This window comes from Gordonia sp. YY1, assembly GCF_009872315.1.
GTDB classification, from domain to species: Bacteria; Actinomycetota; Actinomycetes; order Mycobacteriales; family Mycobacteriaceae; genus Gordonia; species Gordonia amicalis.
This window is the reverse complement of record NZ_WXYI01000013.1, coordinates 62,311-83,650: the sequence shown is the minus strand read 5'-3', so window position 1 is coordinate 83,650 and position 21,340 is coordinate 62,311. Positions and strand designations below refer to the sequence as shown.

General features: G+C 67.8%; 21 protein-coding genes. 9 read left to right on the top strand and 12 right to left on the bottom strand.

Annotated features, from left to right (window positions below; all coding sequences use genetic code 11):
* Window positions 1-250: 250 nt before the first annotated feature.
* From BPODLACK_RS16630 to BPODLACK_RS16610, 5 genes are read right to left on the bottom strand one after another with little or no spacing between them, the layout of a single operon-like run.
* Window positions 251-1,744 (bottom strand): phytoene desaturase family protein, encoded by a 1,494-nt coding sequence (locus BPODLACK_RS16630; protein WP_159405736.1) that lies wholly within the window; start codon window positions 1,742-1,744, stop codon window positions 251-253.
* Window positions 1,741-2,889, bottom strand: coding sequence for a glycosyltransferase (locus tag BPODLACK_RS16625; RefSeq protein WP_159405735.1), 1,149 nt, complete (start codon window positions 2,887-2,889; stop codon window positions 1,741-1,743). The genes BPODLACK_RS16630 and BPODLACK_RS16625 overlap by 4 nt, the downstream gene beginning before the upstream one ends.
* A complete protein-coding gene (locus BPODLACK_RS16620; protein WP_236577699.1) occupies window positions 2,876-3,760 on the bottom strand; it encodes a carotenoid biosynthesis protein in 885 nt (294 codons plus the stop codon). Before BPODLACK_RS16620 ends, BPODLACK_RS16625 begins: the two co-directional genes overlap by 14 nt.
* Window positions 3,757-4,479 carry a monooxygenase gene (locus BPODLACK_RS16615; RefSeq protein WP_159405734.1) on the bottom strand — a complete coding sequence of 241 codons (723 nt, stop codon included), beginning with the start codon at window positions 4,477-4,479 and terminating at the stop codon, window positions 3,757-3,759. Before BPODLACK_RS16615 ends, BPODLACK_RS16620 begins: the two co-directional genes overlap by 4 nt.
* Window positions 4,476-5,618 carry a polyprenyl synthetase family protein gene (locus tag BPODLACK_RS16610; RefSeq protein WP_159405733.1) on the bottom strand — a complete coding sequence of 381 codons (1,143 nt, stop codon included), beginning with the start codon at window positions 5,616-5,618 and terminating at the stop codon, window positions 4,476-4,478. Before BPODLACK_RS16610 ends, BPODLACK_RS16615 begins: the two co-directional genes overlap by 4 nt.
* A 123-nt stretch (window positions 5,619-5,741) precedes the next feature.
* On the opposite strand from BPODLACK_RS16610, the gene BPODLACK_RS16605 reads away from it, so the two are divergent.
* A complete protein-coding gene (locus tag BPODLACK_RS16605; protein WP_159405732.1) occupies window positions 5,742-6,035 on the top strand; it encodes a hypothetical protein in 294 nt (97 codons plus the stop codon).
* Window positions 6,036-6,103: 68 nt separating this feature from the next.
* Window positions 6,104-7,384, top strand: a complete 1,281-nt coding sequence (locus BPODLACK_RS16600; protein ID WP_159405731.1) for an alpha-hydroxy-acid oxidizing protein — start codon at window positions 6,104-6,106, stop codon at window positions 7,382-7,384.
* 64 nt (window positions 7,385-7,448) lie between these two features.
* Here BPODLACK_RS16600 and BPODLACK_RS16595 read toward each other — a convergent pair whose 3' ends face one another.
* Complete coding sequence (locus tag BPODLACK_RS16595) at window positions 7,449-8,405, bottom strand: oxygenase MpaB family protein (RefSeq protein ID WP_159405730.1); 957 nt, start codon at window positions 8,403-8,405, stop codon at window positions 7,449-7,451.
* A gap of 83 nt (window positions 8,406-8,488) precedes the next feature.
* On the opposite strand from BPODLACK_RS16595, the gene BPODLACK_RS16590 reads away from it, so the two are divergent.
* The 5 genes from BPODLACK_RS16590 to BPODLACK_RS16570 all read left to right on the top strand — a co-directional run bounded on the left by BPODLACK_RS16590 (window position 8,489) and on the right by BPODLACK_RS16570 (window position 13,009).
* Window positions 8,489-9,193, top strand: coding sequence for a TetR/AcrR family transcriptional regulator (locus BPODLACK_RS16590; protein WP_024499430.1), 705 nt, complete (start codon window positions 8,489-8,491; stop codon window positions 9,191-9,193).
* Between the two features lie 28 nt (window positions 9,194-9,221).
* A complete protein-coding gene (locus BPODLACK_RS16585; protein ID WP_024499431.1) occupies window positions 9,222-9,869 on the top strand; it encodes a TetR/AcrR family transcriptional regulator in 648 nt (215 codons plus the stop codon).
* 127 nt (window positions 9,870-9,996) lie between these two features.
* Window positions 9,997-11,211, top strand: coding sequence for an acyl-CoA dehydrogenase family protein (locus BPODLACK_RS16580; protein ID WP_159405729.1), 1,215 nt, complete (start codon window positions 9,997-9,999; stop codon window positions 11,209-11,211).
* Window positions 11,208-12,224 carry a phosphotransferase family protein gene (locus tag BPODLACK_RS16575; protein WP_024499433.1) on the top strand — a complete coding sequence of 339 codons (1,017 nt, stop codon included), beginning with the start codon at window positions 11,208-11,210 and terminating at the stop codon, window positions 12,222-12,224. The genes BPODLACK_RS16580 and BPODLACK_RS16575 overlap by 4 nt, the downstream gene beginning before the upstream one ends.
* 38 nt (window positions 12,225-12,262) lie before the next feature.
* On the top strand, window positions 12,263-13,009 hold the full coding sequence (locus BPODLACK_RS16570; protein WP_159405728.1) for an SDR family NAD(P)-dependent oxidoreductase: 747 nt from the start codon (window positions 12,263-12,265) through the stop codon (window positions 13,007-13,009).
* A gap of 111 nt (window positions 13,010-13,120) precedes the next feature.
* Here BPODLACK_RS16570 and BPODLACK_RS16565 read toward each other — a convergent pair whose 3' ends face one another.
* Window positions 13,121-13,828, bottom strand: a complete 708-nt coding sequence (locus BPODLACK_RS16565) for a histidine phosphatase family protein (protein ID WP_159405727.1) — start codon at window positions 13,826-13,828, stop codon at window positions 13,121-13,123.
* 133 nt (window positions 13,829-13,961) lie between these two features.
* On the opposite strand from BPODLACK_RS16565, the gene BPODLACK_RS16560 reads away from it, so the two are divergent.
* Window positions 13,962-14,378 carry a VOC family protein gene (locus BPODLACK_RS16560; protein WP_159405726.1) on the top strand — a complete coding sequence of 139 codons (417 nt, stop codon included), beginning with the start codon at window positions 13,962-13,964 and terminating at the stop codon, window positions 14,376-14,378.
* A gap of 71 nt (window positions 14,379-14,449) precedes the next feature.
* Here the strand turns inward: BPODLACK_RS16560 and BPODLACK_RS16555 are convergent, their stop codons facing one another.
* From BPODLACK_RS16555 to BPODLACK_RS16545, 3 genes are all read right to left on the bottom strand, one after another.
* Window positions 14,450-14,827 (bottom strand): winged helix-turn-helix transcriptional regulator, encoded by a 378-nt coding sequence (locus BPODLACK_RS16555; protein WP_236577698.1) that lies wholly within the window; start codon window positions 14,825-14,827, stop codon window positions 14,450-14,452.
* 50 nt (window positions 14,828-14,877) lie between these two features.
* The gene (locus tag BPODLACK_RS16550) at window positions 14,878-15,894 is read right to left on the bottom strand and encodes a DUF6670 family protein (protein WP_159405724.1); all 1,017 of its coding nucleotides are present in this window, start codon (window positions 15,892-15,894) and stop codon (window positions 14,878-14,880) included.
* 270 nt (window positions 15,895-16,164) lie between these two features.
* Window positions 16,165-17,226 (bottom strand): sigma-70 family RNA polymerase sigma factor, encoded by a 1,062-nt coding sequence (locus BPODLACK_RS16545; protein WP_024499437.1) that lies wholly within the window; start codon window positions 17,224-17,226, stop codon window positions 16,165-16,167.
* Between the two features lie 672 nt (window positions 17,227-17,898).
* Between BPODLACK_RS16545 and BPODLACK_RS16540 the strand changes: the two genes are divergently transcribed.
* Window positions 17,899-19,062, top strand: coding sequence for an ROK family transcriptional regulator (locus BPODLACK_RS16540; RefSeq protein ID WP_024499438.1), 1,164 nt, complete (start codon window positions 17,899-17,901; stop codon window positions 19,060-19,062).
* A 168-nt stretch (window positions 19,063-19,230) separates the two neighbouring features.
* Here BPODLACK_RS16540 and BPODLACK_RS16535 read toward each other — a convergent pair whose 3' ends face one another.
* Window positions 19,231-20,076, bottom strand: coding sequence for an ABC transporter permease (locus BPODLACK_RS16535; RefSeq protein WP_024499439.1), 846 nt, complete (start codon window positions 20,074-20,076; stop codon window positions 19,231-19,233).
* Complete coding sequence (locus BPODLACK_RS16530) at window positions 20,076-21,092, bottom strand: ATP-binding cassette domain-containing protein (RefSeq protein ID WP_159405723.1); 1,017 nt, start codon at window positions 21,090-21,092, stop codon at window positions 20,076-20,078. Before BPODLACK_RS16530 ends, BPODLACK_RS16535 begins: the two co-directional genes overlap by 1 nt.
* Window positions 21,093-21,340 lie beyond the last annotated feature (248 nt).

Below are 21,340 nucleotides of genomic sequence, written 5' to 3'. Positions count from 1 at the left end.
GGAGCGCAAGCCGCCGGGCTGAGTAGCGACGAAGGAGCGTATCGAAGTCGACGGCCCCCTGCCGCCTGAGGTGTGAGGAGCGCGAGCGACGGCCCCCCTGCCGCCTGAGGTGTGAGGAGCGCAAGCCGCCGGGCTGAGTAGCGACGAAGGAGCGTATCGAAGTCGACGGCCCCCTGCCGCCTGAGGTGTGAGGAGCGCAAGCGACGAGCCTCGAAGGCCTGGTGAGGCATTCCCTGGGAGGGTTCACTCCTCAGGAGCGTGCGGCGATCAGGTCCGCCACGATCTTCGCCGACATCATCACGAGCGGTAGCCCACCGCCCGGGTGCGACGACCCGCCCACCAGGTAGAGGCCCGGAACGGGCGAGGTGTTCTTGGGCCGCAGGAACGCCGCCCGCGGACCGTTCGACGACGAGCCGTAGATCGAACCGCCGGGCGTCATGGTGCGGCGCTCCAGATCTGCTGGCGTGACCAGCAGCCGATGGCGGACCCGGTCGCCGACGTCGACGCCGCGGTCGGCCATCACAGCCATGATCTGGTCGGCGTAGCTCTCTGCGAGTCCTGGTGCATCCCAGTCCACTCCGTGCTCGGGATCGTGCCGGGGCGCGTTGACGAGCACGAACCAGGCGGCCGTCTCCGGTCCCGGGACGATCTCGGGATCGTCGGGTGCGGAGATGTACACGGTCGGTCGGGCGACGGGGCGCGGTGGACCGTTGAAGCCGAAGACGGCGTCGAACTCCTCGTCGTAGTCCTCGGCGAACAGGACGTGGTGATGTGGCTGCCCGGCGGGCGGGTCGTCGAGGGCCAGGAGCAGGACGAAGCCCGACAGTGACGGCGTCGAACGTCGCAGCAGCGCAGACGGAATGCGGGCAGGACGGCGCGGTACGAGGCGGTCGTACACCTGGCGGGCGTCCGCATTCGCCACGACGATGTCGGCGGAGCGCCTGCTGCCGTCGGCGAGAACGACGCCGTCGACATGTGCGCGTTCGTCCGTCGACACCCGGGACACCTCGACACCGAACTCGATCCGGCCGCCGAGGGCGAGGAGACGATCCCGCATCGCGGTCGCGATCCGTCCGAGACCGCCGCGGACATACCAAGAGCCCCAGGCCTGTTCGGCCCACGGGACGGACGCCAGTGCCGCCGGTGCGCGTCGCGGATCCGACCCGGTGTAGGTGGCGTAGCGGTCGAGGAGCATCGCCAGGCGGGGATCGTCGAGATACTCGGACCCGAGCCCGCGCAGGGATTTCCAGGGCGCCACGGTGCGGACATCCGACGGTGTCGCGATCCCGCCGATCATCGTCCGCACGCTCATCGGCGACTCCAGGAAGGGGCCGTGGGTCACGTCCCAGATGGCCTGGGCGCGAGCGAGAAACGCCGACCACTGATCGCCACGTCCGGGACCCAGTGCGGTGTCGAGCGCGGACGGGATGTGGTCGAGGGTGTCGGGCAGCTCGAGTTCGGTGCCGTCGGGGAAGCGGTAACGTGCGGCGACGGGCAGCCGCCGGAGTTCGAGTACATCGTCCACGGATGCGCCGGTGTCATCGAACAGTTCGGTGAGGACGTGTGGCATGGTCACCAGGGACGGGCCGGTGTCGAAGACGAAGCCGTCGTGCTCGATCACGCCGAGTTTGCCACCGACGGAGTCGAACTGTTCGAGCACGGTGACGTCATGACCGGCCGCCTGCAGGCGCATCGCGGTGGCGAGCCCGCCGACGCCCGCGCCGATCACGATGACCCGGCTCATCGGTCGACCTCGATGGTGCGTCCCTTCCACCGGAGTTCGCCGCGGCGTCGGGCGATCGTCGAATCTGCTGCGAGGAAGGCGAACAGCGCGATCGAGGCGGGGTGTCCGAAGGCGTCGGGGAACGTGCGTCCACCGGTGCATCGGGCGGCCACCAGTCGGGAGGCGACGCCGGCGAAGTACCCCACCAGTCCGGTGCGCGACCCGGTGAGTGCGGCGAGCGCCGGGATCACATACATCAGGCAGAGGGCGGCGGTCACCGCGGATGTGCCGGCCGGGGAACCGAACGCAGACCACAGCGATTTGCGGTATCCCGCACGGACTTCGTGCCAACCTTCGTACATGTGGCAGATCGCCACGGTGCTTCCCTCGGCGACCACGCCGCGGCCGCCTGCGGCCTTGATCGCCCGCAGCAGGGCGATGTCCTCCAGGACGACGTCGCGGACGGCCTCATGACCGCCGGCCCGTCGGTAGGTGTCGGCGTCGACCATCAGGAACTGACCGTTCGCAGCCGTCAGGGACTCGCGCGGGGAACGCTCGGCGAGTCCGAGCGGAAGCGTGCTCATCCACGACCACTGGAGCAGCGGCTGCACCAGGCGTTCGGCCGCACTGGTCGCGACCTGCCGGGGATAGGGGCTGACGAGATCGAGCCCGGAGGCGCGCAGCAACGCGACCGACGACGTGAACGCGTGCGGTTCGACCACGACGTCGGCGTCGACGAAGGCGAGGACCCCGTCGGGGAGGGTTCCGTCGGCCAGGGCGTTGTCCGCCAATTGCCGGCAGGCCCAGGTCTTCCCGAGCCATCCGTGCGGGGGTGGGGAACCCTCGAACACCTCGATCCGGTCGTCGTGCGCGGCGAGTCGTGCCAGCACGGCGTCGGTTCCGTCGGCCGAGCCGTCGTCGAGCACCAGCACGCGTACCGGTCCGGGCCAGCGGTCGATGGCGTCGAGGACGGCGGTGAGACAACGTTCGGCCCTGGTGACCTCGTTTCGCATCGGGATGAGGACCGAGAGCGGTTCGGCGGGCGGGATGTCGGTGAGGCCGGGCCGGCGGACTCGGATCGCGTTGTCGACGGTGAGAGCGAGCGATGCCAGCGAGAGACCGGTCCCCACCGTCACCGTGCGATGCCACAGGTCAGTCGCGCGCACGATGTCTCCTGGACTGGATCGATCGCACCTCGAGCACGAGCAGCGGCAGCGCGACCACCCCCATCACCACGGCACCGGACAGTGCGACCGTCGGCCGGCCGAAGAACACGGCGTGCGCCATGACCGACGAGAAGTAGGTCCACAGATAGGCAGTGACGGGAACCGCGTCGTCCGTGTTCTCGTGCCCGGCGCCGACCACGCGGTCGAGGACGGCGATCATCAGGAACGAAACCAGAAGCCAGCCCGCGAAATTCGTCAGTGGGATGTCGTCGACACCGGGCAGGGACGGTTCGGGGAACTGCCACACCCAGTGCCCCTGGTCGACCATCTGGGGATCGAGGAAGACGTCCCACGCGGTGAGGGCATAGGCGCCCAGGAACGCGGTGGCCACACGCGCACGCGTGCCGGACAGGTTCAGTGCCCCGATGAGTCGCCGGGTGACGGCGAGCGCAGGCCACGACATCATGATCCAGGCCAGCGGCACCAGAACCGGCACGCCGAGAATCTTGAGGCCCAGACCGTCGGTGTAGGCATATGTGCCGAACGGGAATCCGGTACTGACACCGATCGCCTCGGCGACCAGCCCGCCGCCGCCGGCGATCACCACCAGACCCACCGCGGCCCCGAGCCCGCGCGTGGCAGCCAGATGGATCACCGACGCCGACGCCAGCAGCACCACGCTCGCGACGGTCAGCGGAAGAGTGCCACCACCGGTCAGCGGGAAGGCGATCTGGACCCCGATGGTCGCGGCGAGGAGAACCCACGCGACCGGGATGAGGTGGTGACGGCGGGATGATCTGCGCGCCGGGCCTTCGTGGCTCGTCGCTTGCGCTCCTCGCACCTCAGGCGGCGAATGTCTGGTCGTGCTCATGCGGATCTCCCCTGGTACGTCCCCGTGACGTCGAGGACGGCGAACCGGGCAAAGAGTTCCTCGGCGTACCAACGGGCGGGCTTGGTGCGCGAGATGGCGGACTTGTGGGCGGGGGAGCGGTAGGCGAAGTCGGTGAGGTCGTGCGCGGAGTCCCAGAGCGAGAACGTGCCCTGGACGCCGATCGGCAGCTCGCCGACGCCGAGCGCGAGTCGATTCCCCTGTGCGCCGGCCAGTTCCGAGGCCACCGGCGGAACGGCCCGCCAGAAGGACGCCATCGTCGTCGGTCGCAACCGGGCGCGGGTGAGTGCGGCGACCGGTCCCGCCCAATCACGTGGCCGGACCCCGGTGGCCGGCTGGCCGTCGTGCGACCGATGGCCGAACGGATCGACCCTCGACCACCGGCCCTTCGACCGGAGCGGCCGCATCGTGATGCGCAGTTCCTCGGTGCTCGAGTCCTGCCAGCGTCGCAGGACCCGCGAGTTCGACGAGGCGCGCGCCGCATCGTCGTCGTTCCAGACGGTGAGCGCTGCCCAGTGCCGCAGGTCGGCGCTCTCCATCGTGAAAGTCCTGGCGGTTCCGGTGCCGAGCAGTTTCGCGAACCGGAGTCCCGGGGTCGCCCGTAGCGCGCGGCGTCCCGATGCCATCCGGCCGAGCGCGGGCATCACCCGGTCGACGCCCCAGATGCGCAACTCGACCGTCGGGACACCATCCGAGTTCATGAGCGGCGCCACACACAACGTTCGACGAGGGAGGTGAGCGCCTGGCGGGTCTGGTCGTCCACCGAGGCGTGCGCGACGACGTCGAGAGCGTCCTCGGCGAGCTCGACGATGCGTTGTTCGACGCGTTCGAGCGCGCCGGTGGATTCCACGACCTCGCGCATCCGTGCGGCACCGTCGGCGTCGAGATCCGGGTTGCCGAGGCAGTTGGCCATCACCCGCCGTTCCGTCCAGGTCGCCGATTCCTCGGCCAGTGCCATCAGCATGGTGCGCTTGCCCTCGCGGATGTCGTCGATCGTCGGCTTCCCGGTGACCTTCTCGTCGCCGAAGACACCGAGGATGTCGTCGCGCAGCTGAAATGCTTCACCGGCGCTGAGCCCGATGCGGTCGTAGTCGGCCAGGAGGCCGGCGTCCGCGCCGGCGAGCGTGCCACCGAGTCGGAGCGGTTGCCCGATGCTGTAGCGGGCGCTCTTGTATCGGAGGACGCGCACGGTCCGGTCGGGGTCGGTGTGCTCCTCGGTCTGGCCGAGCATGTCCAGGTACTGCCCCGCGTAGGCCTCGTTGCGCATCTCCGTCCAGGTCTCGCGCACGGCTTGCCGGACGTCCCGGCGCACGGCGTCGACCGCTGCGGCGACCAGATCGTCCGACCACGAGAGGCACATGTCGCCGACGAGGATCGCGACGGCGGTGCCCCACGTGTCGGAATCGCCGCGGCGCCCGTCGGCGCGATGCGTGTCGGCGAAGTGGCGGTGGACGGTGGGGAGGCCGCGACGGGTGTCGGAGTCGTCCATCACGTCGTCGTGGACCAGGGCGGCGAAGTGGAACAACTCGATCGCGGACGCCAACTCGACGACGCCGGGCACCGTCTGCCCACGTGCCGCACCTCGTGCACCCCACAGGCAGAAGGCTGCGCGCAGGCGCTTGCCACCGCCGATACGTCCCCCGATGGCATTGACCGCGGGAGCGAGCTCGGCCCCCACTTTCTGCAGCGTCAGCGCATGGCGGCGAAAGTGCGCGGCCAGGACCTCCTCGACGAGTTCCAGGTCGGTCGTCGCGTCGTCGATCGCGCGGAGACCGGAGTTCGTGTCGAGGACAGGCCGGTGGGGGAGGGATGAGTCGGTCATCTCTGCGGTCTGGGTCATGTCGAGGCCCTTCGGGGTGCGGGTCGGCTGTCGGGTCCGCCGGCGGATGCGGGTACCCGGTCTTCGGAGCGATGACACCCGACGGATGGGTGCGGGCTCCGGGATGCCGGTAGGTTGGGTCGCATGGCAGTGGATGCAACGGTTCCCGTGGTGGCGGTCGGTCTGGTCGGCGGTTTCGCGGCGGCGCGATACAGCGGTCGGCGAGAGCTGGGCGGGGTGGTCCTCGCGACGGCAGGCGCCTGGTGCACCCGACGGTGGGCGGTCGAGAAGGGTCCGGCGGTGGCGGGCGGTCTGCTCGCCACCTACCTGGCGACGTTCGGCGGCTCGCATCCGCTCGCGAAGAAGATCGGTGCCTGGCCGTCCGTGGGCCTGGTGACGGTTGCCGCCGCCGGCGTGACGGCGATCGCCACGCGCTGAGTCCGGGTCCCTCGGACACCGCCGGAATCGTCCCGGGCCGGGCGATGCCGACGTTACGATCGGCTCCCATGACCACGGGATACGGGCGAGCGCGGCAGAACGACATCTACACCGCTGGTGTTCACCGGCGAAAGCCACGCGTGCCAACGGATTTCGCGGAACTCGAACGTCGCGCCAAACGGGCGATGTCGGCCCGCGCGTGGGCGTACATCGGCGGCGGTGCCGGTGAGGGTCGCACGATGGCGGCCAACCGCCGGGCCCTGGACCGCTGGGCGATCGTGCCACGAATTCTCCGCGATGTCTCCGAGCGAAACCTCGAGGTCGAACTGTTCGGGCGTCGCATCCCGGCACCGGTGTTGTTCGCGCCGGTCGGTGCCGGGTCCCTGGCCGCTCCGGATGCCGACCGGCTGATCGGTCACGCGGCCGCGGAACTCGGTGTGCCGTACATCTTTTCGAACCAGGCGAGTGTGCCGATGGAGACCGTGGCCGCCGAGATGGACGGTGTGGCGCCAGGTGCGCCGCGATGGTTCCAGCTGTACTGGTCCACCGACGACGAGTTGGTCGACAGCCTGCTCGCCCGTGCGGAGGAAATCGGTGCCGACGCGGTGGTCGTCACCTTGGACACCACGATGCTCGGATGGCGTCCCCAGGACCTGAACCTGGGATCGCTACCGTTCGCGCGGGGTGAGGGCATCGCGCAGTACACCTCGGACCGGCGCTTCGTCGACATCGTCACCGAGCGGCTACGCACCGCCGCCGGGGAACGACCCGAGATCTCCCTCGGTGCCATCGCGACCCTGATCTCGATCACGCGCAACGCGCCGGGGCGCTTCCTCGCGAATCTCACGTCGGCCCGACCGCGCGCCGCGGTACAGACCTTTCTCGACATCTATTCGCGTCCGTCGCTGAGCTGGGACGATCTCGCGGGGCTGCGCGGGCGGACGTCGCTGCCGATCGTGCTCAAGGGAGTGCTCCATCCCGACGATGCCCGTCGCGCCGTCGACGCCGGGGTCGACGGCATCATCGTGTCCAACCACGGTGGACGCCAGATCGACGGTGCCGTGAGCACGATCGACGCCCTCGAGGAGATCGCGCCCGCCGTCGACGGCCGGATCAAGGTGCTCATCGACTCCGGGATCTACACCGGCTCAGACGTTTTCAAGGCACTCGCGCTCGGCGCCGACGCCGCCTGCATCGGCCGGCCGCACATGTACGGGCTGGCGCTCGCCGGTGCCGACGGTGCACGCGACGCGGTGGCCGACATCATCGCCGAACTCGACCTCACGCTCGGACTCGCCGGCCATACCGACGTCGCCGCGCTCGATCGCGACGCGGTGCGGCGGGTGTGACACCGAAAAGCCCGTCCCGCTCGCGATGAGCGGGACGGGCTTCCCCCAACCGGGAACTGACGGTTCAGACCAGTGGGCGACCGGTGCGCATCCGCCACCGGACGTCGGCGAGCAGCAGGTTGAACGGGAAGCTGCGAACCGGTTTGGGTGCGCGGGTGATGATCGCCCGGAGTGCGGCGTTGTGCTTGTCGAAGAACAGTTGCTGCCACGGCGACAGTCGCACGTCCATCTTCCGGCGGAAGTTCTCCGGCAGGAAGCCGATGGCCAGGATCTCGAAGTACCAGCCCAGAAGCTTGGCCACGATCGGACCCAGGAACTCGGCGCGGGCGATCCGCATCAGGTACTCACGGATGACCGGGTCGATCTCGAGGGTCTCGACGGTCTCGTTCCAGTACTCCTCGAAGGCCGCTCGATCGGTCGGCCAGGCCTCGCGCGGGACCTGCAGGGTGGTGCCCAGGACTGCGCCGGCCTGGTAGAACTCGTCGGTCACCTCGGTCATCCCGCCGAAGATCCGATGGACGTCCTCGGTGCCGCGGTACAGGCAGGCCGCGACCCACAGTTGCAGCTTCGGGTCGAAGGCGTTGTATTTGACCGGGCTGTCGGTGGTGGACCGGACCTGCGCGTGGGCTTTGCCGATCGCCTTGCGGTAGGCCTTGCGATCCTTGGCGCTGCCCAGACCGGCGACCGCGAGGTAGCTCAGAGTGGTGCGGCCGCGCTTGAGGGGATGCTTGAACAGATTCCCCGAGTCGACGCGACTCTCGTACACGCCGTAACCCACCGCGGGCAGGCTCAGCTGCATGATGACGTTCGCCGCGCCGGCGAGGACTCCGATGCCCAACGGATCGAGGTTCTGTGCGGAGGGGAGTGCGTCCAGTTCGGCGCGGGACATGCGTGCGGTCGACGGCAGGAACTCGGTGTCGGGTTTCTCCGCGGCGAGGAACTGCTCGATCTCGGGTGTGGCGTCGGCCGACGTTTGCGGCGACAGGGCCGAGCTTCCACTGGTGATAGGCTCCGATGCCATCGAACCCCTCCTGGTCGGATTTAGGAAACGTTTGTTTCCCGTTTTATAAAACATGAACTTACTGGGGTGTCAAGATAGGAACCATGGGAAGAGGACCTTCGACCCCGGAAACCGGGTCCGACGCCGCTGCGTCGGATGCGGCTGCTTCCCTCCGCGCGTACGGCGGCGAGGGTGGCGACACCCGGGTCGCGCGACGCCGCGCATCGCTGATCGACGCAGCTCTGGACCTGCTCGGCGCCGATGACGCGGAGGCGGTCACGGTGCGCGGCGTCTGCCGGCGGGCCGGCCTGACCGCTCGATACTTCTACGAGAGTTTCGAGTCGGTCGATCAGCTCGTCGGTGTGGTGTACGACGAAGTCATCGAGGAGATCGCACATTCGAGCCTCGCCGCGTTCTCCGAGGGCGCGACCATGCGCGCCAAGGTGGCCGGAGCGGTCGCCGCGATCGTCGACCTCATCGATCAGGATCGACGCAAGGGTCGACTGCTGTTCTCGCAAGCCCTGCTGAGCCCGGTGATCGCGGCGAAGCGGATGGAGTCCACCGCACTGTTCGCGGGTCTGACGCTCCAGAGCACCTCGTCGATTCTCGATGTGCACGTCGGCCCCGCGCAGGCGACGGGCGTGGCGCATTACCAGGTGGGTGGGTTGAGTCGCCTGCTCGCGGCCTGGCTCGAGGGCGACGTCGAGCTCACGAAGTCGGAGGTCGTGGACCTCAGCATCGCGTTGCTCGTGTCCCCCGCGGAGATCCTGGAGAAGAGCCTGTCCCACCGCAGCGCCGATGGTGAGTAGTGCCGCCTGTGGAGATATGTTTGAACCCATGAACAGCGGAACCGGCGAAACCGACGTACGACCGGCGAAGCAACCTCTCGGCGCGTGGCGTGACTACGGCGAGCCCGAGCTCCCGATCCCGCTGGCAGCGGCCCTCGAGGCGTTCGCCGAGCAGGGCTATCACGGCACGTCGGTCAGAGAGGTCGCCGCGCGGGCGAACCTCTCGGTGCCGGGGCTGTACCACCACTACCCGTCGAAGCAGTCCCTGTTGCAGGGTCTGCTCGAGCGGACGATGACCGACCTGCTGGCCCGGTCGGAGGCGGCGATCCTCGAAGCCGGACCGGAGCCGGTGAAGCAGTTCGACGCGGTCGTCGAATCCTTGCTGCGGTTCCACATGTACCGCCGGGAGCAGGCATTCGTCGGTTCCACGGAGATCCGGAGTCTCGACGACGACTACCGGCCGAAGTACATCGGCCACCGGGACCGTCAGCAGCGGATGGTCGACGAGATCGTCTTCGCCGGCGTGGAGGCGGGCGACTTCACCACCGAGTACCCGAAGGATGCGGCCCGGGCCGTGGCCACGATGTGCGTAGGTGTCTCGACCTGGTTCAAGCTCGACGGACTGCTGGGCCCGGATGAACTGATCGCGCGGAACCTCCAGCTCGCCCGTGCGCTGGTGGGCTACCGCACCAGCTGACGGCACGGATTTCGACCCGGTCCGCCTTGACCGGGATGGCATTGCCTGGCAAGGTATGGACGGCCGAACGATCGCTCGGTCGGCGTCGGGGTCAGTTAGTCCCGTCGGTCCAGTCAAAGGAGTCACGATGCCCATAGACCTGCGCCACGATCCCGCAGTGGTCGAACTGGTCGAGAAGACCGAACGTTTCGTCCGCGAGTACGTGTTGCCGCTCGAGGACGCGCACGCCGGCGACATAACCGCAGCCGGCGGTGACGACCTCCGCCGCGAGATGAACGCGAAGGCCAAGGCAGAGGGCATCTTCGCCCCGCACGCGCCGGTCGAGTTCGGCGGACTCGGGCTGAACATGACCGACCGCGCACCGGTTTTCGAGGCGGCGGGCTACTCCACCTTCGGACCCGTGGCGCTGCACATCGGCGCCCCGGACGAGGGCAACGTGCACATGCTCGCCCACATCGCCAGCGAGGAGCAGCGTCACAAGTACCTGGCCCCGCTCGCCACCGGTGAGGTCCGCTCCGGTTTCGCCATGACCGAGCCGGCCCCCGGCGCGGGATCTGATCCGAATGCGCTGCGCACGCAGGCGGTCCGGGTCGACGGCGGCTGGAAGATCAACGGCAAGAAGCACTTCATCACCGGTGCCGAGGGTGCGGGGTTCTTCATCATCATGGCCCGCACCGCGGGGTCGCCCGGCGATCGCGGCGGTGCCACGATGTTCCTGGCTCCGGCCGACACCCCGGGAATCACCGTCGGCCGTCACATCAACACCATCGACAAGGCGATGATCGGCGGGCACTGCGAGGTCACGTTCGACGACCTGTTCGTCCCCGACGCCGACATCCTCGGCGAGGTCGACGAGGGCTACCGCTACGCGCAGGTCCGGCTCGGCCCGGCCCGCATGACCCACGTCATGCGCTGGCTCGGAGCTGCCAAGCGCTGCCACGACGTCGCCGTCGACTATGTCTCGCGCCGTGAGGGATTCGGTGGCCGACTCGGCGACCTCGGCATGATCCAGCAGATGATCGCCGACAACGAGATCGACCTCGCCGCATCGCGTGCGCTCCTGCTCAAGGCCTGTCACGAACTGGACCTGGGCAACCACGCATCCGACGAGACGTCGATCGCGAAGACCTTTGCCGGTGAGGCATATTCACGCATCGCCGACCGCAGCATCCAGATGTGCGGTGGTCTCGGTGTCTCCGCCGACCTGCCGATCGCGCGCCTGTCGCAGGAGCTCCGGCCGTTCCGCGTCTACGACGGTCCGTCCGAGGTCCATCGCTGGGCCATCGCGCGCCGCGCCGTCGGCCGGGCGAAGAAGGCACAGGCCGCGGTGGCTGCGAAATGACCGGCGTCGAATCAGCTCTCGAGGCGGACAAGCTCCGCCGGCTCCTCGTCGACAACGGTGTCGAACTCGCCGGCGACCTGTCGATCGACCTCATCAGCGGTGGTAAGTCGAACCTGACCTACACCGTCACCGACGGCCAGAGCAGGTGGGTGGCGCGTCGTCCACCGACTGGTGGACTCACGCCGTCCGCCCATGACATGAACCGCGAGTGGGCCGTCACCAGTGCGCTGCAGTCGACCTCGGTGCCGGTCGCGCGAACCGTCGCCTTCGACTCCGACGGGTCGATCATCGGGGCGCCCTGCACGGTCGTCGAATTCGTCGACGGGCGGGTGGTGCGCACCGCCGAGGATCTCGCCGTGTACTCCGACGAGGAGGTGGCCGCCAATCTCGACGGTCTCGTCCGGACGCTCGCCGACCTGCACGCCGTCGACTACCACGCCGTCGGTCTCGGTGACTTCGGCCGGCCGGCCGGGTTCGCTGCGCGACAGGTCAAGCTGTGGGCCCGTCAGTGGGGTCACGTGAAGACCCGCGAGCTGCCCGACGTGGAGCGCCTCGTCGAGGCGCTGTCCGAGCGTGTGCCCGAGAAGGCCCGGGAATCGGTGGTGCACGGGGACTTCCGCGTCGACAACACGATCGTGGACGCGAACGACCCGGCACGCATCGCCGCTGTCGTGGACTGGGAGATGTCGACGCTCGGCGATCCACTGACCGACGTCGCGCTCATGTGCGTGTACCGGACCGGTGCCTTCGACCAGGTGCTCGGCTTCTCCGCGGCGTGGACCAGCGATCGCTACGCATCCGTGGACGAGATCGCGCAGAAGTATGCCACCGCAACCGGTTCCGATCTCGGCGACTGGGATTTCTACCTCGGTCTCGCCAACCTGAAGCTCGGCGTGATCGCCGAGGGCATCACCTACCGCGCCCTCTCGGGCGCGTCGTCGGGCGATGGCGCCGAGCGTGCGGGTGAGGCCACCGCGGCTTTCATCGCCGACGGTCTGCGCCACATCAGCTGAGAGTCACGTCGGAACAGTCGGAATACGGGGACAAGTGCATGAGTGAAGTGTCGAAGAACCGGTCCGCGTTGGTCACCGGCGCGTCCCGTGGCATCGGAGCGTCGATCGCCGAGCGGTTCGCCGCGGACGGTTGGGACCTGACGATCAGTGCCCGAGGCCGGGAAGCGTTGGAGAAGAAGGCGGCCGAGCTCCGCGAGCACGGTGCCGGCCGGGTGGAGGTCGTCCCGGCCGACATGACCGATGCCGAAGCGATCGCCGCGCTCGGTGCCGCCCACGCCGACGCCTTCGGTCGGTGCGATGCGTTGATCATCAACGCGGGCATGGGCTCCAAGGGCGCGGTGGCGGATATGCCGGTCAAGCGTTTCGATCGTCTGTACGAGGTCAACGTGCGGGCGCCGTACATCCTGCTGCAGTCGGTGCTGCCGACCCTGCGGGCCACCGCGGCATCCGCCGGCGCCGCGAAAGTCATTGCGGTCGCGTCGATCACCGGCGTCTACCCGGAGCCCGAACTCTCCGCCTACGGCGCGACCAAGGCTGCGTTGATCTCGCTGTGCGAGACGTTCAACCTGGAGGAGTCGGAGAACGGTGTGAGCGCGACGACGATCGCGCCGGGTTACGTTGCCACCGACATGACCGACTGGCTCAAGGACCGCATCTCCAAGGACGAGATGATCACGGCCGCTGATGTTGCCGTCGTCGCACATTCGGTCACCCAGCTGTCGCGGTACGCAGTGCTGCCGAACGTGGTGCTCACGCGTCCGGGCACGAATCTGCATCGGGCCTAGCAGGCGTCGAACACAACGAGGAGCCGTGTCGAACGCCCCTGTCGCGGGGGTGATCTCGGCACGGCTCCTCGTTGTGCGCGGTTGCTCGACGCGCCCACCATGCCGCTGGACTCAGCGGAAGGTCGAGATACCGCCCTCACGGTCGGAGAGGTGGCCGTGCTCGTTGAACGACACCACCGTCACGCCTTGCCTGCCGACGATCAGTTTCGTGATCGACGCATTGACCATCGAGCGCGCCATCGTCGGCCACTGCTCGTCCGGGATGCCCCAGAGCTGCGCGATCCACTGCGTGATGGTGCCCGCGGAGGACACCACCAGGAGCGTCTGGCCTGATCCGGCACGTTCTTTGGCGCGAGTGGCGGCGTCGTGCACGCGTGCCTGGAACTGCGGGTAACTCTCGGCCGGGCCGCCGTCGGGTCCCGGTGTCGGTTCGTGGTCGCCGGCCGCGATCCAGGCCGCGAGGCCCTTGTCCAGATGCTGCTGGTAGTTGCGGCCGTCGCGGTACATCTCCGGGGATGCGTGTCCCACGAGCGCCGGAAGTGAGTACTCGTTCCAGCCGGGATCCACCTTCGCGTCCGGTCGTGCTTCGAAAGCGCCGAGCACTCCGCTGAGGGTCTGGCTCTGCCGCGGTAGGTCACCACTCACGGCCGCCGTGAATCCGTCGATCTGCCCCGACAGGAATGCGCCGGAGACCGCTGCTTGCGTGTCGCCGGTCGCGGTGAGTCCGCCGGGGCCGTTCCGCAGGTCGTCCGTGGCGTCGGATACGCCGTACGCCAACGCATTAGCCTGACCGTGCCGCACGAGATAGATGACGCCCATGACTGCACACTATTAGACCGCGATGAGTTCCCTTGCGCGGGCTGGTCTGTATTGGGTGAGGCCCTGCCCCGGCCGGCCGATTCGTCGGCGTGGACGGGCGGGGTGGAGTCCCGATCTCGACTGGAGGCCGCCCGTGGCACCGATGCTTTTCGTCAATCTGCCGGTGGCCGACGTGGCGCGGTCACGTCGGTTCTTCGGCGCGCTGGGCTTCCGGTTCGACGAGGTGTTCTGCGATCAGGCCACCGCGTGCATGACGATCAACGACGCCGCGATGGTGATCCTGATGCAGCACCGACGGTTCGAGGGGTTCGCGGCCGGGAGCATCGCCGACCCCACCCACGGGCGAGAGGCGCTCGTCTCGTTCTCCGCCGACAGCAGGGAACACGCCGACCAGCTCGCAGGCGCGGCGCTCGCCGCGGGCGGCGCACCGCTGCGCGACCCCGAGGACTTCGGGTTCATGTACTGCTGCAGCTTCTGCGATCCGGACGGCCATGCCTGGGAGGTGGTCTGGATGGACCCCTCCCAGTTGCCCCAGGATCCCGACGGATGATCGGGGCGTCGATCCTTCAGACGCTGCACTGACCGTGATGCAGTACTGCCCTGGCCGGCACCGAGGGCCGCTCAGGCCGGCTCGCTGTGGTGCGAGTCGTCCGGGTCGGCCCCGAGGGCGGCGGCCCACTCGTTCGACCACGTGAACAGCGGCTCGAGGGCAAGGTAGAGGGACTTGCCCAGCGGTGTGAGCGAGTAGGCCGAGCTTGCCTCGTCACGGTGCACGACCTTGGCCTCCACCAATTCATGGAGGCGTAGGGACAGCACGCTTTTCGACATGTTCGAAGCCCGGCGTCGTAGTTCGCTGAAGCCAAGGGGCTCCTTGCTGAGCTCACACACGATCCGGAGGGTCCATCGTCGTCCGAGCAGGTCGAACGACGCCATGATCGGTCGGCCGGTGTCGGAGCCACGCACCGGACGGCCGGGTTGAGGTGGGTGTGCCGCGCTCACGTGCGCAAGCATACGCAGCGCGGCACCACCACCCGGTGTTCAGCGGTTCGTCACGTCGCCCGCACGTTGACGTACTCGGAGTACCCTCGGGTCCGGATGGTCCGCCCATCGATGTCGACATCGGCCATGTATCCCCAGATGTAGCCGCGACCGACGCCATACCGCGGTTCGGTGTCGTAGGTGCCCGTGACGGTGAGACGATCACGAACACCGAACCGGAATCTCCTCGGAAGAAGCATGCGGTGCCCTCCCTGGTCCACCCGCGGCTGCTCCTCGTAGTCGAGAACCTCGTAGAAGGTCCTGTCTGTGGAGACGTTGTTGACCCGCCAATCGCCTGCGCTGGTTGTCGTGCGGTGTTGTACGAGATCGCCGACTCGTTCGGCGAGCATGCCGACGCGACAGAACAGGATCTGCGCATCATCCGGGAGGCTGACGACGTGGTAGGTGAAGAAGTCGACGGGCAGTTTCCGTGTCGCCGGTAGCAGCCGGTCGCGCAGGGCATACGGGCCGACACAGCGCGCGTACTCGATGTTGCCCTGACCGGAGACCGTGAGGGTCGAATCGTCGGTGCGGATGACGCCGGTGAAATCGCCCAGGAGACTCAGGTGGTGGTAGGGGAGGCCTTGGACGAACCATGTTGCGCGGTCGGCCATCGCGAAGCGTAGCTCGGTGTATAGGCCGGGGATGTCGATCACCACCGAGAACTCCGGGTACCGACCGGAGATGGTCACCAGCGAGCCGAACCGTAGGTCGTCGCCGTCTGCGCCGAGGTGGCATTCCCGGCTCATCGACAACGACTTGTACTGTGCGGCAACGGCGGTCGAAACGGACACGGTGACGGTGTCCCGTGGGCTCGTCGCGACGACCTCGTCGACGTCGAAGGCGCTCTGTCCCGGCATCCCGGCCATGATCATCACGCTGAGATAGCGGTGAGGCGATGGGAGGTCGGGAATCATGACGCCGTAGTGCGTCCAGCCGAACCTGCGCTCTCCGACGTGCGGACGCAGTAGGTAGTCGGGATCGTGCGGCTTCGTCGATGTCCGCGCTCCCCGCTCGGCGAAAGACATCACCACTCTCCGAGTCGCGGACAGTGCGAGCCCCCGTGCCGGAGCGCTCTCAACCTCAGACAACACCATGTTTCCCCCTCATCTTTCCGGCTGGACGAGGACACGCTAACCGAAGTGGTTCGGAAACAGAACCCCTTGTCGGTGAGTGGGCACGCGAGTGCGGGCGGCCTATCCAGCGCGTGGAGGGTCTCACCTGCGGTTATCGACCCCGCACCGCAGGGAGAAATTTCTGTGACCGATGGTCACATACAACTGGGGTGGCGGGTGGCGTCAGTGCCAGGGGTTCGGCGCGGTGCGAGCCGGGGCGTCGTACGGCGTAGGGGGGAGGCCGAACCTCGCGAAGTCGGCTTCCATGGTGTCGCTGAAGAACGCCACCACGTAGCCGACCTTCTTCGTCGCCGGATCGATGTCGAGGACCTGGAGCTGAAACGGTCGGTGGACGCCGTCGGGTTCGCGCATGTACAGACCGAACGCGGGCTGCCCGTTGGCGACGGTGGGGAGCAGGATCTGATCGCCGGGCTTCTCCGCCGGGCAGTTCTTGCTGATGAGTGTCCCGATCGCCTCCGGGCCCTGGTACCAGCCGGTGAACGGCGGCATCTCCCAGATCGCCTTGTCGGTGAACATCTCGGCGATCGCGTCGACGTCGTAGCGCTCGAAAGCCGACACATAGCGTGCGAGGAGTTCCCGCTTGGCGTCGTCGTCGAGGACCGAGGAGTCCGAACTCGCGGAGTCGGCCTGCGGCCGCGCGGTCTTCAGTTGCTCACGGGCACGCTGCAGAAGGCTGTTGACGGTTGCGGTGGTGACGCCGATGGTGTCCGCGACCTCGGCGGCGCGCCACTGCAGGACGTCGCGCAAGATCAGCACGGCGCGCTGGCGTTCGGGGAGATGCTGGAGGGCGGCGATGAACGCCAGCCGCACCGATTCGCGTGCGCCGACGACGTAGGCCGGGTCCGCGTCGTCGCCGGGGGTGATCTCGTCGACGGTGCCGGCAAACGGCTCGAGCCAGGGCACCTCGTGGTTCTGGAGGAGGTCGTCGGTCGGGTCGAAGGCATCGCCGCCGAGGCCGGACGGGAGCGGTCGGCGCTGCGAACTCTGTAGTGCCGTGAGGCACGTGTTGGTGGCGATCTTGTGCAGCCAGGTCCGCACCGAGGAGCGGTGGTCGAACTTGGCGTATCCGCGCCACGCGCGCAGGAATGTCTCCTGGGCCAGGTCCTCCGCGTCGTGATGCGAGCCCAGCATCCGATAGCAGTGGGCGACGATCTCACGACGGAACGGTTCGGCGACCTCCAGGAAATCGGCGTCGGAAACGGACTCACCCGCGGTTGTGGTCATGCTCACAATTTACCGTCGATCACCGACACGCTCGACTCGGAAGAGACAAGGCGACCTCGGTCCGCTTGGAAGGCGACCCAGGTCGGATGGGCACCGGGTCAGGATTTGGAATCACGCTGAGCGCAACCCGCGCGAATCATCGTCGGCGGGGCTATCTTCGCCGGTGAACGCGTATGCCCGTAGGTTGCCAAACCTCCGTCACCTGGCGGAACGGGCTTGCCGCGGCGGGGTGGGCGTTGCTAGCTTGATCCGCATGACGAGTGTCGACCGCAGGCTGTCGGAGGTCACCTATGTGACCACCGCGCTGGGCTGCCGTCTGCCGCTCGCTCGTGTTCTCTGTTGTTGTCGTCGAATGCGCTGAGCCGACACCTCGTCCGGGGTGTCGCTCCAAGTCTCTTCATCCGAGCACTTCAGCCACTCCGCCCCGCCGTCTGAGCGCGGGGATTTTCGACGAGGACAATCATGACCGCAACCCTTCCCGAGATCTCCACTCGCACCCTGCGCACCTCCCCCACACCGCTGACGCGTCGGCCTGCGTCCCGGCCGGTGCGCCGTGGTCCGCAGGTGAGCCGCCAACCCGTACCGTTGTCATCCGTACCTTCGTCGGTCCCGTCGTCCCGAATCCCGGGACCGATCGCTGACCGACGAGGATTCGGGAAGGGGGATCAGCGGGTGCACGTTGCGACGCCTCGCCTCGAGCTGTCGAACAAGCCGGCCGCTCTCGTCCTCCGGGCCGCTCGCCTGGCCGGCCCGCTGTTCCGCGATGATGCCGCCGAACGCACCGGCCTGAGCATCTCGACGGTCAACCGCCAGGTCAGTGCATTGCTGAAGGCCGGTCTGATCCGCGAGCGCGCGGACCTCGCCCCGTCGGGAGCCATCGGACGCCCGCGCCTGCCCTTCGAGGTCAACCTCGCCGAGTTCCTCACCCTCGGTATCCACATCGGTTACAAGGTCACCTCGATCACCACCCACGACCTGCTGCATCGCGTGGTCGGTGCCATCCAGATACCGACGCCGGTGGCCGACACGCCCGAGCAGACCCTCGCCGCGATCGGCGTGAGCGCACGCCGCTTCGCCGAACGCTGGACCGGAAAGCGAGTGCTCTGGGTCGGCGTCGCACTCGGTGGCCGGGTCGCCGAGGGCGGCATCGTGGATCATCCCCGCCTGGGCTGGGAGGGTGCACCCGTCGGGCGTGTCATCGCCGAGGCCGTGGGTCTGCCGGTCTCGGTCGCGTCGCACGTCGAGGCGATGGCGGCCGCCGAGCTGGTCCTCAACCCCGACGACGAGCAGTCGAGCTTCCTGTACTTCTACGCTCGCGAAATGCTGGGCATCGCCTTCAGCGTCGGCGGCACCGTCCACACCCCCACCGCGGGACCTCCGGTGATCGGTCACTTCCCGACCGGCGCCACCAAGCTCCTCGACCCGCAGCACACGGGTCGTCTCGAACCGGCGGTAAGTGATACCGGCATCGTCGAAGCTGCTCAGGCGCTGGGTCTTTCGGTGACCGATGTCGAGGGTCTGCACGTTCTCGCCCGTGCGGGTGACGCAACCGCGCGCGCTCTCCTCGAAGAGCGTGCCGAGGTCCTGGGCCGCACTGTCGGTCTCATCGCCGACATCTTCAACCCAGACCACATCATCCTCGGTGGTCAGGCGTTCACCGACTACCCGGCCAGCCTGCCGACGGTGGCCCGCGCCGTTCGCGAGACCTCGATCGTCACCAAACGCGATGTGCGGGTATCGCATTCGGGAGCCACGGTGCAGCAGCAGGCGGCCGGTGCGGTCTCGCTGGACGCGATCTACAGCGACCCGCTGCAGGCGATCGCGTTGACCGCCTGAACGGGCCGCTGTAGTCCCCTCGATACGCTCGCAAGCTCGCTACTCGGGGAGCGTGGTGTGGCTCGCAAGCTCGCTACTCGGGGAGCGTGGTGTGGCTCGCGAGCTCGGTACTCGGGGAGCGTGTTGTGGCTCGCTACTCGGGGAGCGTGGGCCGGTTGCCTGCTCCGCTCAGTCGATGGTGCGCTTGTTGTACGCACGCAGGGCGAACGGTGCGAAGATCAGGGTCAGCGCGACCGCCCAGACGATGGTCGAGATGACCGGGTACTGAAGCGGCAGTGCCGAACCCGGACCGAACTCCGGACCGTTGCCCCACAGCACACGCAAGGCCTGTACCAGTGACGACATCGGATTCCATTCGGCGATCGTCCTGAGCCACGTGGGCATCGGGTCGGTCGGGACGAACGCGTTCGACAGGAACGTGATCGGGAACAGCGTCGAGAACATGAAGCCGTTGACCGCCTCCACGGTTCGCAGCCACGATCCGATGAGGATGCCGAACCAGATCATCGCGAATCCGAACAGCAACAGCATGGCGTACGCGAGAACGGCCTCGACGAAGGAGCCGCGGATTCGCCAGCCGATCGCGAGCCCGGTCAACGACATCACCACGATGCCGATGGAACTGTGCAGGACGCTCGCGATGCTACGGCCGATCAGCACCGACGACCGGCGTATGGGTAGTGACCGGAAGCGGTCGATGATGCCCTTCTCCAGATCCGCGGTGATTCCGGACGCAACGATGAATGCGGTGAACACGATGGTCTGACCCATGATGCCCGGCAGCAGGAATTCTTTGTAAGAAGCGCTGTCGGTCTGGATCGACGCCCCGAACACGTAGGCGAACAGCACCACGAACATGATCGGCTGGATCGTGACGTCGGAGAGCATCTCCGGCATCCGCCTGGTGTGGATCATGTTGCGTTTGACCATGATCCAGGACTGTTGCCACAGGGTGGTCGGATGGACGCGCGATGTGCTCGCGACCACCGCGTCCTTCTCTGCAGTGGTGGTCATCAGACGATCTCCTCGTCGGTGGTGGTGGTGGTGTCCTCGGCTCGGTGGCCGGTCAAGGACAGGAAGACGTCGTCGAGGCTCGGGCGTGCGAGACCGAAATCGTCGACGGCGATCCCACTTTCCTCGAACCAGGCGGCGACACGGGGGAGGTCCCCGAGGCCGCCGGAGGCGGTGGTGAGTCGACGTGCCGGTACGTCGACGAACACCTCCGCACCGTTCTTGCGCAGCAAAGCCTCGGCAGCCGGGAGATCGTCGCCGTGGGACACGGTCAGCACGAGGCTGGCCGAGCCGGCCTGCTCCTTGAGCTGCAGCGGTGTGCCGTGCGCGATGATCCTGCCCTTGTCGATGACGACGATGTCGTCGGCGAGCTGATCGGCCTCTTCGAGGTACTGGGTGGTCAGCAGGAGTGTGGTCCCGTCGGAGACGAGGTCCCGCAACACATCCCACAGCTCCGAGCGGCTCCGCGGGTCGAGGCCGGTGGTCGGCTCGTCGAGGAACAGCACAGGTGGGGCCGCGAGGAGACTGACCGCGAGGTCGAGCCGGCGGCGCATGCCACCGGAATACGACTTGACCTGCTTGTTGCCGGCCTCGCTGAGTGAGAACTGCTCCAGGAGCTCGTCGGAGCGACGAGCCAGGGTCTTACGACCGATGCCGTACAACCCGCCGATCATGCGCAGGTTCTCACGTCCGGTGAGGATCTCGTCGACGGTCGCGGCCTGGCCGGTGAGGCCCATGTTCTGCCGGACCATGCCGGGCTGTTCGATGACGTCGAAGCCGGCGATGCGAGCGGTCCCGCTCGTCGGCGGTGACAGGGTGGTCATCATGCGGACGGTGGTGGTCTTGCCGGCGCCGTTGGGGCCGAGCAGGCCGAGGACGGAGCCGCGCGGGACCGTGAAACTGACACCGTCGACCGCGGTGAAATCGCCGAAGCGTTTGACCAGGTCGATGGCCTCGATCGCGACGTCGGGCGTCGTGACATCGCCGGGTGCGACGGCGGGAACTGTGACTGAGTTCATAACTCTCCACGGTATCGATGGGGTCTGACAGGGGCGAACGATTTTTCGGTGTCTCCGGGTGCGCATGGGGGACATCTCAGGGGCACATCGGGGAACGCCGACGTTCCTCGACAGGACAGACCGGGAACCCCCACGGAACTCATCGGTCCGACGGCCCGGACTCCGACGGCCGAAGTGGGATTCACGCTAGGACCTCAAGTCGGCTTGAAGTCAATAGCGGACGTACCTCCGCAATTGCGGATTCAAGG

Bases quoted from the DNA above. Each gene is read 5' to 3' on its own strand.
- BPODLACK_RS16585 (WP_024499431.1), top strand. From the start codon at position 9,222: ATGAACAGCGGAACCGGCGAAACCGACGTACGACCGGCGAAGCAACCT.
- BPODLACK_RS16615 (WP_159405734.1), bottom strand. From the start codon at position 4,479: ATGAACTCGGATGGTGTCCCGACGGTCGAGTTGCGCATCTGGGGCGTC.
- BPODLACK_RS16530 (WP_159405723.1), bottom strand. From the start codon at position 21,092: ATGAACTCAGTCACAGTTCCCGCCGTCGCACCCGGCGATGTCACGACG.
- BPODLACK_RS16630 (WP_159405736.1), bottom strand. From the start codon at position 1,744: ATGAGCCGGGTCATCGTGATCGGCGCGGGCGTCGGCGGGCTCGCCACC.
- BPODLACK_RS16600 (WP_159405731.1), top strand. From the start codon at position 6,104: ATGACCACGGGATACGGGCGAGCGCGGCAGAACGACATCTACACCGCT.
- BPODLACK_RS16565 (WP_159405727.1), bottom strand. From the start codon at position 13,828: ATGGGCGTCATCTATCTCGTGCGGCACGGTCAGGCTAATGCGTTGGCG.
- BPODLACK_RS16550 (WP_159405724.1), bottom strand. From the start codon at position 15,894: ATGTCTTTCGCCGAGCGGGGAGCGCGGACATCGACGAAGCCGCACGAT.
- BPODLACK_RS16620 (WP_236577699.1), bottom strand. From the start codon at position 3,760: ATGAGCACGACCAGACATTCGCCGCCTGAGGTGCGAGGAGCGCAAGCG.
- BPODLACK_RS16535 (WP_024499439.1), bottom strand. From the start codon at position 20,076: ATGACCACCACTGCAGAGAAGGACGCGGTGGTCGCGAGCACATCGCGC.
- BPODLACK_RS16570 (WP_159405728.1), top strand. From the start codon at position 12,263: ATGAGTGAAGTGTCGAAGAACCGGTCCGCGTTGGTCACCGGCGCGTCC.
- BPODLACK_RS16610 (WP_159405733.1), bottom strand. From the start codon at position 5,618: ATGACCCAGACCGCAGAGATGACCGACTCATCCCTCCCCCACCGGCCT.
- BPODLACK_RS16575 (WP_024499433.1), top strand. From the start codon at position 11,208: ATGACCGGCGTCGAATCAGCTCTCGAGGCGGACAAGCTCCGCCGGCTC.
- BPODLACK_RS16605 (WP_159405732.1), top strand. From the start codon at position 5,742: ATGGCAGTGGATGCAACGGTTCCCGTGGTGGCGGTCGGTCTGGTCGGC.
- BPODLACK_RS16545 (WP_024499437.1), bottom strand. From the start codon at position 17,226: ATGACCACAACCGCGGGTGAGTCCGTTTCCGACGCCGATTTCCTGGAG.
- BPODLACK_RS16590 (WP_024499430.1), top strand. From the start codon at position 8,489: ATGGGAAGAGGACCTTCGACCCCGGAAACCGGGTCCGACGCCGCTGCG.
- BPODLACK_RS16580 (WP_159405729.1), top strand. From the start codon at position 9,997: ATGCCCATAGACCTGCGCCACGATCCCGCAGTGGTCGAACTGGTCGAG.
- BPODLACK_RS16595 (WP_159405730.1), bottom strand. From the start codon at position 8,405: ATGGCATCGGAGCCTATCACCAGTGGAAGCTCGGCCCTGTCGCCGCAA.